Below are 12,408 nucleotides of genomic sequence, written 5' to 3'. Positions count from 1 at the left end.
TAACCGATTCCTAATATACTCTTGGATCGGTAAGGTTTGTATATTTACTAAAGAAGTAAATTTCACCTTCTAATTAAGTATTATTTCTGAAAAACATGTTTTATTTTTTCACCTGGAACGTTGCTCCCGCCTCTTCCTTTTACATCTTCAATCATCATGGTAACAATCATGTTTGGCGCGCTTGCATCGAAAGCTGCAAACCATCCAAGTTCTTTACCCTCTGCTTCTTTCGATTCTTTCAGTTCTGCTGTACCTGTCTTACCAGCGAGAGTTACACCATCAACTTTAGCAATTCTCCCAGCACCATCAGGATCATTAATAACCTTTATTAACGCACTTTTTAATATCTCTTGATTCTTGGTTGAAATCACATTTTCTTTCCAATTTCCCGCTTCTTTTGTTTTTTTCATAAGATGCGGTGACGGAATGTTACCCTCATTGACAATCGGTGCATAAGTCAATGCTAAATGAAGAGGTGTCATTAATACTTGTCCTTGTCCGTACCCCGTGTCTGCTAGTTGAATATCATTTTTTATCCCATCTTTTGCAATGATTGAAATAGGGAATTCGTATTCAATTGGTAATTTTTCATGAAATCCGTATTTCTTAAATTCATTTACATACTGATTTTTTCCTATTTTCAAAGCTTGTTGAGCAAAATAAATATTATCAGAGTACTTCATTGCCTTATCAAAATCAACTGGACTAGCATCCTTCACACGTGTTACATAATAATTTCCCCAAGATGAATCTTTTGTCCACTTTAATCCTTGAATTTTAAATTCTTCCTTAGGATTTATTGTGTTTGTTTCCAAACCAATTGCACCTGTTATCGTTTTAAATACGGAACCTGGTACAAATGCTTGTGTGAAGCGATTCATCATTGGCAGTTTCGAGTCATTATTCCATGCTTCCCGTTGAGCTTTTGATGCTCCTCTAACTATTGTATTTGGATTATAAGCAGGGCTACTTACAAGTGCGATTGTTTCACCCGTTTTAGGATTGACCGCTGCACTAGATCCTGCTTCATTTTTCATCTCATTAAAGATTTTTTCTTGAATTACAGCATCAATAGTTAACGTAACATTTTTCCCTTTTTTTGCTTCTTGTTTTGCTACATTTTTAATCTCTTTCCCGTTCTCATCTTCCATAAATACGCGTCCACCCTTTTCACCACGCAATTTATTCTCTAATACTTTCTCTAAACCTGTCTTACCCACTAAATCATCTGCTTGATAACCTTTTTTTTGAAGCGATTTTAACTCCTCTGCATTTACCTTTCCTATATATCCCGTTAAGTGTGCCGCTGCTTCTCCTAATGGATACGTACGAATATTTACTGGGCGAGATGAAACTCCTTCTAATTCAATATAATCATTCTGTCTGGTTCCCTCTTTTAAAATACCAATTGGTACAAGGGAATCTGGTTTTATCCATTTCGCTGCGAGCTTTTGATCGACCTCTTCTATAGACATATCAAGTAATTGTGCTACTATTTCTTTCGTTTGCGCTGCCGTTTCACCTAGTTTCTCTGGAATAATTCCAACCTCAGTCGCTTTTCCATTCGTTGCAAGCCCTTTTCCATTTCGATCATATATTTCTCCGCGTTTTCCTTGCTCTGTTTGCATACGTACTTTGTAATCTTTTTTCATACCTGGGAAAATGAAGTCTGGTGTCCAATCTATTTTCCAAGATTCCTTATCTTTATCTTTCACGAGTTTTGCTTCATGGATGAATGAAACTGTTCCTCCATCCGTATCCATATTAACTTCAAAAAGAAAAAGTTCTTTATCTTTAGTATTCTCTCCTTTCGTTTTAATTTTTAAATTCTTAACTCCAATACCCTCATAAATTTTTTGATATTTCTCTGTGAACTCCTTTTTAGAAATCGTTTTTTTTGCATGTTCTGATAAATAATCATACATATTTGTAAATTTTTTATCATTCCATAAATTGATATATTCTTCAAATGCTTGTTTTGGCGGCTCATCTTTATTGCATCCTACCAACATAACTCCAAAACAAAAGAAAAGCAGCATCCATATTTTTTTCAATTCAATCTTCTCCCTTAATTAAAAATGATTATTCCTTTCTAAATATGTTAAATAAAAAATGTTTTAACGCTTAATAGACAGTGTAAGTAATGAAATAGTTCCACATTTACAAAAAAATTAAATTTATGGTTAAGCTGCATTCAAAAAGGGAAGATTTTAAGATTCTTACAAACGACGAATATATTTAGCGAACGTTATCATTATTAGTGTTGTTTTAACAATTCATTTAAAATACCTTTTAGTTCATTTTCGCCAATTTCATCTTTTTTCTTTATAGATTATTGATACAAAAAAAGAATCCTTATACTAAGGATTCTGCAACAGAAAATAACAAAAATATAAACAATAAAAAGAATTACTTAAAGTATAATTTATAGGCACTCTATATCCTTCTTTTTCGCACCAAAAACCCCTGTACAGCATGCGACAGGAGTTTAGGTCATTCTACAGCTTATTTAAAAGAGTCATGTACAGGCAAACTACTAAAAATCAATTCAGCAACTTTTACATATCCTTTTGAGTTTGGATGAATTAAATCCGTAGACCAAAGCGTATTGTCATTAACTAAATGATGATTCCAAAAGTCAACATGATGAAGCTTATACTCTCTACTCAGTGAAAGTATAACTTCATTTGCCTCTAATAATTGTTCTTTTAATACTTGTTTTTTTTCAGATGGAAATGGAAGCCTAACAGTAAAATCTGGAAGGTTTGCTATAATAATATCAGCACCTGCTTTACTTAATGTATCTATCATAAATTCCATATCGTTCTTATATGCATGATGATTCCAACGTCCTTTTAAAACATCGTTTGCACCTGCAATTAGACTAACCAAATCTGGATTAAAAGTTAATGCCTGTTCCAATTGCTGTGAGCGAATTTCTTTAGTTACTAACCCACGTTTTGCAAAATTAGCATATTTTAAATCATCTACACACAGTTGAACAAAATGATCTACCCAGCTTTTTAATGCTATTCCCTCAACTTCATCCCCTATCCCCTCTGTAAAACTATCACCAATCGCTACAAATCGCTTCCACATATATAGTCCCCCTTTTTTATTATTCATATCTACACTATACAATAGCCCACAGCGTAATTGTTCTTCTTAAATGTTTTTCAATTTCAATTAAATTCCATAGGAGATTTTTCAAATGAGCAAGACAACTCGATTAAACTATTTCACATGAACAAAAACATGAAAATCTACGTTATCTTCTCGCAGAAATAGGTTGAGACCAACTATCTTTCCCATTATCATTTAAGCGTACTTGAAAAACATATATAGGTTGAGAAAAGCCTTTTGTATCAGCGTAGTAATCTATATTATAATCTGTAATGACTAATGTATCACCTGCTTTGAAAGATATTATAGGATCAAAGTCTCCTTGTTTTAGTTTTTGAAATACTTCTTTGGGAGACAGAATTTCGACATCTCGAATATGTGATTTTTTTGTAACTGGCTCATTGTCATTAGGCATTTTTGTAATTTCCTCTTTGTAAACAGGCATTTTATTACCTTCGTCTTTTAACTCTATTGATGTTTTTATAGTGACATCAGTCATGTCTGTTTTTGTAATGGGATCTAAAGGCATATTCCCAAATTCCTTCATTTGATACGAAATCATTATTCCAAGTGCAACAAAACTTACTGTAATCGGAAGAAATAAATATTTGGTCATTTGTGTATCTGTTTCTTTTTTCTTCAACAATATAAGAACTATATTTAACATAGAATATCCTAGCATCATTCCTAAAGTATTATGAAGTAAATCGGCTAGTTCCATACTTCCACGTTGCATTGTAAATTCAAGGATTTCAATCAATAAACTTGCTATAATTGAGCTGATTAACATCCATTTTGTTTTTTGAAAAACATTACTAAATAAAGGTAATAAAATTCCTAACGGAAAAAGCATACCTATATTCACAATGATATGGAAAAAAGAAGAAAATGAAAAGGTATTCCATGCTTTTTTATAAACACTAAGTACATCAAAGTCAATTGTTCTTGCAAAAGTTATATCATCTGGACGACCAAATGAAGTAGCTGATAATACAAGGGAATAATATCCTATTATCAATATAAATAATATAACTTGTTGTACGGTAAATTCCCCCCCTCCTTTACATACCTTTTTGTATACTACAAAGTAGCTAAAAACAAAAATGAGTAGTAACAAGAATGTGAGTTGTATTGTAGGAATTGCAAAGGTAACAAGTAGTTCGGAAATAAAATTCATTTTACACCTCTGTTTTTACGAATAAAATATTCAATAGTTTTATATAACATTTTAGATATAGATAGCGATGTGTTGTTACCCCTAATAATTATTAATACAGAATTAAACCTGTATACATTGAGCATTTCTTCCTCTTGAAACCAGCTTTATTTGACCAAGCAGCTACAAGGAAACTAGCGTTTTACTAATTGTACTTTCGGCTATGTCTGGAAAAACGTTACGAAGATTCTCTTTAGTAAGAGGATTTTTGGAGTTAAGTATAAAATTAAAAATTTGTTCAATTTTAGTATATTTATATAGAATCCGTAATTGACCGATTCCTAATATACTTAGGAATCGGTCATATTCGTATATTTACTAAAGAAATAAAATTCCTTCAAGCATTACACTTTTTTTCGAAAATTTGTTGTTCTTTGTTTTGCCCAGTTGATACATTTCTTTTCAATTAAATGATACGAAACTATAGAAAAAAGTATTGTCATTGAAATACACAAAGCAAGAAGGAAAAAGATAGGTATCTTTGTATACAAAAGTTTAAATAGTACCATCATGATTGGAAAATGACACAAATAGATACTGTATGAAATTTCTCCTAAGTATACAAATACACTCTTATTTAAAAATGCTTTCACTTTTAGGTTACTCATGGCCATTATTATAAATATACTAACACCGATTACGACACCCCAATCTTTTAATAAGAAAGTAGTATCATTACGGGAAAAACCATAAATTAAAATGGAATATAAATATAGAATAATCCCTAATGCAATAAGAAATCCTTTATTAAATTTTTTCATATTCCTATATAAGTAGATAAGCTTTTCCTGATGCTTAAAAAGTAACATTCCAACCATAAACATCGATGTGAAATGCAGTGTATCGGCATAACCATTATAAAATCCCTCTGCTTTCCCTATATGCAACATATTAAGGAAAACACTAATTAAAGAAAAGCTCAAAGCAAATAGTATCGTTTTCTTCCAACTCAGTTTATAAAAAAGAAGGAATAACAACGGAAACACAATAGATATACGCATTTCTTGAGCCAATGACCAGATAACTGGATTATAATTTTCCGTAAAAAAGTTATTAAGAAGCACAAGATGGTTTATAATATCTATTTTTGTTATAGACCCTTGCCACCTATCATAGAACCAATCCCGTAGTCCAGCCACTTCATACGGCGAGAACAAAATAAATAAAGCAAAGGTAATGATTATCCAAAAATAATAAGGAATATAGATTCGTACAAATCGCTTAATTAAATATCCCCAATAATTTGTTTTTGAATGATAAAGTGCCATAGATAACACAAAACCACTGAGTACATAAAAAACGATTACAGCTTCCCCGCCAGCCCATAAAAACCTAAGCGGGGAAAATTTAATAGAATTAGGCAACGATGGTAGCATTAAACAAAAATGTCCAAATACCACTGTAAGTGCTGCTAATCCTCGCATGGAATCTAATTCTTTTATTCTCTTACTCATAAAATGTTCTCCTTGTAAATTGTAGATTTTGCTGTTAATAAAGGCCACTATACTAGTGTAGTGTGAAAATTATACATATTGTTTCTTTAAATTCCTAATATAAGCAGTACAAAGTCAATCTATGTATCTGTTTTAGGAAACTTTCGTATTTAGGCATAAGTTATATAATAATAGAAAGAAAAAAGAAATTTCATTCTATAAAATCGTATTGTCGTTTAGAAAACATTTTAAAACTGTTTTCTAAACCCTCGTTATAGTCTGTCTGCTTATTTGTCCATTGAACACCCTTATTCCCAGGCCACCCTGAGGTATTAGCAACATATTTTAATAGCTCTGGTCCTTTTAAATTTTGCTGTAAACCACGGTTATATGCATTTATCATATTAGATATTGCAATTCGAGTATTGGTTTCTGCATTTTTCAAATCTTCGTTCGTTAAATCTTTAGGTGCTAGTCCACCTCGATGAAGCTGAAACAGTCCAAATGTTGTGCCCTGATCTCCAATTGCGTTTCGATCAAACTTACTTTCATGGAATGCAATAGATAAAGGAATCCATGGCGGTATACCATGCTCTATTGATATTTGTTGAATCGTGTCTCTTACTTTAACTCGGTTAGTATGATGGTCATATGCGTATTTTGTAAGATATAGCCCTCCTGTTAAAACTAAAATAAATACTCCACTTTTTATTAATGTCCCTCTCATCGACGTCACCTCACTTGTCAGTATCAAAGATTGTCACTAGTAATCCTATCTTTTGGGGATATTAACTCGTAATCATGTATCATTTTGTTATTGTTTGTTTCATTAATTATCGATTTTCAGGTGAAATTATTAGGGGGTTCCCTCCATATAACATTCGCTTTTATCACTTTCGGTACAATTTACTTTTGTATGGGAGAGCGTTTTCTCTGTATGGTACCGTACTTTTTTCTCGAATACCTTGCTTTTTTATTCGATTGAAATTAAAGAATAACTATATACATAGGGATACACGCTATAAAGAGATACTTAAATTTCTTTAAAAAATTCATTTTCTGGCCTCCATTTCTTTATATAAATAATTTAAAACAAAATATTTAATAGAAAGAAAAGATTTTATTAAATTTTTATAAAAGTTAATAACAGAAATAAGTACCAGGTATCGATTTTAATTGTCACTTGATGGAATAATGAATGTTTTTTCATCATGTAACTTTATTAAACTAACCTTGCACCAGAACCCTTTGAATCGAACAATTCATAATAAACGCCATCCTTTCTGTATATTTCTACAAAAAGAATAGCGTTTTTTGATTATATGGATACAAATTTATCTTAGCTTGATTGCAATACCGAAAGTTCCGAAGAACCAGATTTGAGAATTAATGCAATCTTCCATTCTAAGCCATCCACATAAAAATCTATAATACTTTGAAACCTTTTATTTCAGGCTAATATTTAGTTTTATCCTACAAAGTTAGCCTTTTACTATATCAACCGCACTATTCCACATACCGCTAAAGAAAGATCCTATTTCGCGCATTAAACGTGTAAACCAATTTGCTTGTTCTACTTCAGATTTTGTTACAAGGTCTACTTGTAATGATTTACCTGATAAAAATCCAGGATCTGTACTATCTTTAGGTGATATAGTCATTTTACTAATTGTTACATCTTTTTTAATAGGCGCTTCTTGTTCTTTATTCGATACTTTAAATTCTTTTTTATAAACGTCTTTGTTGCCCTTTGGCATTGGAAGTGAAACAGCTTGCTTCGTTTGAACAACCACATCTTTGTCCTTTGCATTTGCTACTCGCACTGTTTCATGACCTTTTACTACTGAATCTTTTCCATAGACCTTCTTCACTTCAAAATTTGCAAATCCATAATCATATAATTTCTTTGTTTCATCAAAACGTGCTGTATGAGAGTTTGCTTTTATAACTACAGAGATTAGACGCATACCGTTTTTTTCTACTGTACCAGTAAAACAATCTCCGGCTTCTGGAGTAGTTCCTGTTTTTAACCCATCTACACCTTCGTATTGCTTAATTAAGCCTTTTAACATCCAGTTAAAGTTCGTCATATCAATCGGATACTTGCCACCCTTTTGGAATGTTTTTTTAGGGATTTTTGCTGTATCTAATATTTTCGGGAAATCTTGAATAAGACGTTGTGCTAAAATCGCACAATCTCTTGCGGACATTTTATTTTTCTCGTCTGGAGTTGTCCCTTCTGGGTGATGTCCTTTTAAATCATGGTTTGTTAAACCTGTAGAGTTTACAAATTTATAATTTTTCATTCCAAACTCTTTTGATTTATCGTTCATCATTTTCACGAAATTGACTTCTTTTCCAGCAATCTCTTCAGCTAAAGCAATTGTTGCACCGTTTGCAGAGTAGATTACCATTGCCTCATATAACTCTTTGACCGTATAAGAGCCACCATTTTCTAATGGAACGTTTGATAATGAGCGATCTTGCGAAATCTTATATGCATATTCAGAAATTTTAACTTTTTGATCCCATTTAAGTTTTCCTTTATCCACCGCTTCATGAACTAAGTATTCACTCATCATTTTTGTCATACTAGCAATTGCTAATAATTCATCTGCATTTTTTTGATATAAAATTTTTCCGGAATTTGCTTCTACTAAAATTGCTGATCCTGCTTCTACGTCTAAAACAGGGACTGTTTCCGCTGATGCTCTTCCAGATGTAACAACCATGCTACAAAATAGTGTAAGCACTGTTCCTATTGCAATAAATCTCTTGTAAAACATACCTTTCACTTCTGTTACCTCCAATATCTTTGTGCTCAAAAAAACGTTATTTTAACATAATCCTCCAAAAAATAGACAGTGTTATCAAATTCTATATACATATAAGACATTAGGATCGCTTTCATATAGACCATCTCATCACACCCTTTTAGGCGCACTGACACTTAGTATTTCCACACACATACCTATTTTTAATACCCTTGTATTTTTCAAAATGATCCGTACTTTCATATTTTTTAGGATTACACTTAATAGACAATCTAAGTAATACATTTGTTCCACATTTACAAAAAAAATAAAACCAGTGCGCCCCGATTAAATATCGAAACACACTGGTAGCTTAGCCGTTTTCTTATTATCTACTTGACAGGGTCTGTCGGTCTCTTTTCAAAAATTACTATATTTGCACCATTTGCTAGACTCCTACCAAATATAATTACACAAGTCAAATTAACCAAGTTATAATAAATCCGAGAATGCGGACAAGAAAACCATTTTATATTTTTTTGAAACTCTTTATTTTTTTATTTAAATTACGGTACATGAAATTCACATGACACTTGTGTAGTAATACTTTCTCCTTATCAAGAGGATATAATATTACAGCAGCACTTTTACATAGGTGTAGCTTTTGAATAAAGTTTGATTAAATTAACTTAATAAACCTTGATAAAAGAGCGAATAGAAAAGTTTGATGATTTTTGTGAACCTTACTCAATTAAAGCGCCCGACTGTGGTAGATACATTATCCTCAATTACTTCTTGGGATAGCGTCAGGAAAATGCGGATTTACAACGCTAAGGAAATGTCACTTATTAAAAAAGCCGATTTCCATCTCAAGGAATCGACTTTTTAGTTCATTAAGTAAGAGGTTTGAAAAAATAGCCTGTATATATTTGAACGATGAATAACTTACCTATTTTCTTGTGTTTGTTTGCATTACATAAAGAAAAACATAACGTATTATTTATCTGTTTGTTTTTGCTTCTTTTTCAAATACTCCGCACGCAATTTTTCAAGTTGCTGCTTTTTATCAAATTTGGCAGGCGTCTGTTTTTCATGAAACTTTGCCACAGCTGCCTGACCTTTGTAATCCAATTGATATTTCCCCACTTTATTCACCTACTTTTCTTGTCTTTAAAGAGAATCTATTCAACAAATATAATATACCTTATTTTACTGAAGTAAACCTTATTAGTCAAAGGAACTTAAAGTAAAAGCTTGATAATAAGGGGAAAACCAATCTAAAAAGTCGCTTTCCTTAGGTAAGGGAAAGCGACTTTTTGTGTAGTCTTATTCAATTAAATGGCCCGATTGTTGAAGAAAGAGATACTCTGCAAAATAGATCTTTTTATCAAACTTTATTTTAAATCAACAATAGGTAAATTTCTTGGCCATTATTTTGCTTCACATAAAATTCTATACAAAAAAGCAACCTATAAATTTAGGCTGCTTTTTATTCCGTCTTTTATTACTTAGCTAATTCTTTCGTTCCCTGCATTACATCAACGAAAAATCCCCAATTATTCACAACAGAAGAAATACTAATATGTTCATCTGGAGTGTGAACATTAAAGATATCTGGACCGAATGAAATAGCATCTAACTCAGGCATTTTTTGAACAAATACACTGCACTCAATTCCTGCATGTACTGCGAAGATTTCAGCATCTTTGCTGTATTTTTCTTGGTGCACTTTTTCGAATAAATTACGGATAGGCGAATTAGGATTATATGGCCACTCTGGATATTCAGACTCTTTTTCAAATGTTGCCCCTACTAATTCCGCAATATACTTAATTTCATCTACAATATGTTGTTTTAAACTACTTACAGAACTTCTCACTTCGCTTCGTAATTTAATCTCATCTTGCAGTGTTTGAATAACTCCTAAATTAGTTGAGCTTTCTACAAGACCTTTAATATCCATGCTCATACTTTGTATACCATTTGGAATTAAGAATAATGAAGAAATAAGCTGTTTTTGTGTTTCTTTAGAAAAGACTTTTTCCGCCTTTTCTTCTACTTTTGTAAGTGAAACATGAACATCCGGATCAACAGCACGTAGCTCTTCTTGTAACATACGTGTCCATGATTTTAGTTTTTCTTCTACTTGCTGTACATCTTCTGCACGTAATAAAATTGTAGCTACACTTTCACGCGGAATTGCATTTGTTTTTAAGCCGCCATGAACTTCACTCATATTAAACTGAATGTGAAGTGATAAATCACGTAAAACTCGTCCTAATACTTTATTCGCATTACCGCGTTGTTTATCAATTTCCAAACCAGAATGTCCACCTTTAAGTCCCCCAACATATAGTCGGTATGTGTCCATATCTACTGACGCTTCATCCCAAATCACTGAAATCGTTTCAACTGCTTTCGCACCACCTGCGCTACTCACTAGTAATTTATGATCTTCTTCAGAATCAATATTAATAAATATTTTTCCGTCAAAATGATTTGAATCAACAGCGAATGCACCTCCCATTGTCGTTTCTTCTTCAGTTGTAATAACAACTTCTAAAGCTGGATGCGGGATGTCTGTTGAATCCAATAATGCTAATGCATATGCAACGGCAATACCATTATCAGCACCTAAAGTAGTTTCGTTTGCATATAACATATCTCCAATAATTCTTAATTCAATTGGATCTTTCTCAAAATCATGAACTGTCGCTTGGTTTTTTTCACACACCATATCAGAGTGCCCCTGAATGATAATAGCTGGAACATTCTCATAACCAGAAGTAGCTTCTTTTTTTATAATGACATTTAACGCTTCGTCTTGAATAACTTCTAAATTACGTTCCTTTGCGAAACTCACTAAGTAATCACTAATTTCTTTTTCATTACCTGATCCTCTAGGAATCTTTGAAATTTCTGCAAAATGATAAAATACAGGGTGCTTTGTTAATTGTTCTAAAGTAGAATACATTTTTAAGCTCCTCTCCAATTGACAAAATAATATGTACGTCCTTTATTATTATACCATGACTCATTATTTTACTTTTATTTTAAGATTTCAAAAATTCATTATAACCTATTCATTCCATCCTTATATTTTTTAATTTAGTATAAATAAGCTATACTCTTACAAGATTGTAAGAGTGCTGTAATCAAAATCGATTTTTCTATTAAAAAAATAACCGTATACTTTAAATACATAATTTAAAGGAGATAATGAAAATGAAAAAATTTTTATCTGTCATTACACTAAGTTTATTATTTTGTAACTTAACTATCGGGTGTGAAAGAGCTTCTCTAAATAGAATCGGTAAGGATGTATATTACGTACAGATAAAAGGTGAAGGGTTTATTGAAAAGATAGAAGGTAGAAACTTACGGAACTACACATTGCCGGCATATGATGAAGATGGAGTAAGAAAACAAATTACATTTAGAAGTAAAAAACAATCAAACGATCAAAAATTAAATGAAAAGGCATTTTTGTGCATTTATGTAGACCAAGAAAATAAAGATAAAAATGAAATATCATCGATTGAAGTAAAATCCTATGAAGAAATTCAAAAAGCGGATTTACCTTTAAAAGTAAAAGAAAAGTTTAATGTAAAATAAAAAATAAAGGAAAATGCTCTTATGCATTTTCCTTTATTTTTTTCACTCGAGCATATTTCGAACTATTACTATCCATAAGTTTTTCTAAACGATTTATATTTTCTGTTAATGCACCTTTCACAAGAGAGAAATCTGTATTTGATTCTTCTTTTTTAGTTTTAAAAAACGAAGATTTTTGAGCATTTACTTCTGCCATCTCTTCTCCCCCTTTTCAAAAAGATACAACCTTTTATTTATATTATATAGCAAATGCAGACAGAGTGTACAC

At 31.8% G+C, this 12,408-nt stretch carries 10 protein-coding genes and 1 pseudogene; 1 reads left to right on the top strand and 10 read right to left on the bottom strand.

The annotated features are described in order from the left end of the window. Positions 1–80: 80 nt before the first annotated feature. From NSS97_RS13060 to NSS97_RS13020, 9 genes and pseudogenes are all read right to left on the bottom strand, one after another. Positions 81–2,054, bottom strand: a complete 1,974-nt coding sequence (locus NSS97_RS13060) for a penicillin-binding transpeptidase domain-containing protein (RefSeq protein ID WP_341112823.1) — start codon at positions 2,052–2,054, stop codon at positions 81–83. A gap of 451 nt (positions 2,055–2,505) precedes the next feature. After that, positions 2,506–3,099, bottom strand: coding sequence for an SGNH/GDSL hydrolase family protein (locus tag NSS97_RS13055; RefSeq protein WP_002127450.1), 594 nt, complete (start codon positions 3,097–3,099; stop codon positions 2,506–2,508). A 169-nt stretch (positions 3,100–3,268) separates the two neighbouring features. Next, positions 3,269–4,300 carry a VanZ family protein gene (locus NSS97_RS13050; protein WP_044440859.1) on the bottom strand — a complete coding sequence of 344 codons (1,032 nt, stop codon included), beginning with the start codon at positions 4,298–4,300 and terminating at the stop codon, positions 3,269–3,271. A 162-nt stretch (positions 4,301–4,462) separates the two neighbouring features. Beyond that, a pseudogene (locus NSS97_RS13045) lies at positions 4,463–4,594 on the bottom strand (Fic family protein); the annotation flags it as partial. Between the two features lie 89 nt (positions 4,595–4,683). Further along, positions 4,684–5,841: an acyltransferase family protein gene (locus NSS97_RS13040; protein ID WP_107888185.1), complete on the bottom strand. Its 1,158-nt coding sequence runs from the start codon at positions 5,839–5,841 to the stop codon at positions 4,684–4,686. Between the two features lie 142 nt (positions 5,842–5,983). Further along, positions 5,984–6,499 carry a transglycosylase SLT domain-containing protein gene (locus tag NSS97_RS13035; RefSeq protein WP_341112815.1) on the bottom strand — a complete coding sequence of 172 codons (516 nt, stop codon included), beginning with the start codon at positions 6,497–6,499 and terminating at the stop codon, positions 5,984–5,986. Between the two features lie 754 nt (positions 6,500–7,253). Next, the gene (locus tag NSS97_RS13030) at positions 7,254–8,567 is read right to left on the bottom strand and encodes a D-alanyl-D-alanine carboxypeptidase family protein (protein WP_107888184.1); all 1,314 of its coding nucleotides are present in this window, start codon (positions 8,565–8,567) and stop codon (positions 7,254–7,256) included. 954 nt (positions 8,568–9,521) lie between these two features. After that, positions 9,522–9,671, bottom strand: a complete 150-nt coding sequence (locus NSS97_RS13025) for a hypothetical protein (RefSeq protein ID WP_002069316.1) — start codon at positions 9,669–9,671, stop codon at positions 9,522–9,524. A gap of 358 nt (positions 9,672–10,029) precedes the next feature. Beyond that, positions 10,030–11,499 carry an aminoacyl-histidine dipeptidase gene (locus NSS97_RS13020; RefSeq protein ID WP_016102002.1) on the bottom strand — a complete coding sequence of 490 codons (1,470 nt, stop codon included), beginning with the start codon at positions 11,497–11,499 and terminating at the stop codon, positions 10,030–10,032. Positions 11,500–11,750: 251 nt separating this feature from the next. Here NSS97_RS13020 and NSS97_RS13015 point away from each other — a divergent pair, with 251 nt between their 5' ends. Continuing rightward, positions 11,751–12,140 carry a YxeA family protein gene (locus NSS97_RS13015; protein ID WP_241875896.1) on the top strand — a complete coding sequence of 130 codons (390 nt, stop codon included), beginning with the start codon at positions 11,751–11,753 and terminating at the stop codon, positions 12,138–12,140. Positions 12,141–12,159: 19 nt separating this feature from the next. On the opposite strand, the gene spoIISB is transcribed toward NSS97_RS13015, so the two are convergent. Continuing rightward, on the bottom strand, positions 12,160–12,336 hold the full coding sequence (gene spoIISB / locus NSS97_RS13010) for a stage II sporulation protein SB (RefSeq protein ID WP_002017052.1): 177 nt from the start codon (positions 12,334–12,336) through the stop codon (positions 12,160–12,162). Positions 12,337–12,408: the final 72 nt, after the last annotated feature.

The sequence above is a fragment of the Bacillus sp. FSL R12-0074 genome, from assembly GCF_038005725.1.
Taxonomy (GTDB): Bacteria; Bacillota; Bacilli; order Bacillales; family Bacillaceae_G; genus Bacillus_A; species Bacillus_A mycoides.
The sequence above is the reverse complement of the archived record's forward strand: the minus strand, read 5'-3'. Positions and strand labels throughout refer to the sequence as shown.

Excerpts from the sequence above, each read along its gene's own strand:
- NSS97_RS13055 (WP_002127450.1), bottom strand. The coding sequence starts at position 3,099 with ATGTGGAAGCGATTTGTAGCGATTGGTGATAGTTTTACAGAGGGGATA.
- NSS97_RS13050 (WP_044440859.1), bottom strand. The coding sequence starts at position 4,300 with ATGAATTTTATTTCCGAACTACTTGTTACCTTTGCAATTCCTACAATA.
- NSS97_RS13035 (WP_341112815.1), bottom strand. The coding sequence starts at position 6,499 with ATGAGAGGGACATTAATAAAAAGTGGAGTATTTATTTTAGTTTTAACA.
- NSS97_RS13020 (WP_016102002.1), bottom strand. The coding sequence starts at position 11,499 with ATGTATTCTACTTTAGAACAATTAACAAAGCACCCTGTATTTTATCAT.
- NSS97_RS13015 (WP_241875896.1), top strand. The coding sequence starts at position 11,751 with ATGAAAAAATTTTTATCTGTCATTACACTAAGTTTATTATTTTGTAAC.
- spoIISB (WP_002017052.1), bottom strand. The coding sequence starts at position 12,336 with ATGGCAGAAGTAAATGCTCAAAAATCTTCGTTTTTTAAAACTAAAAAA.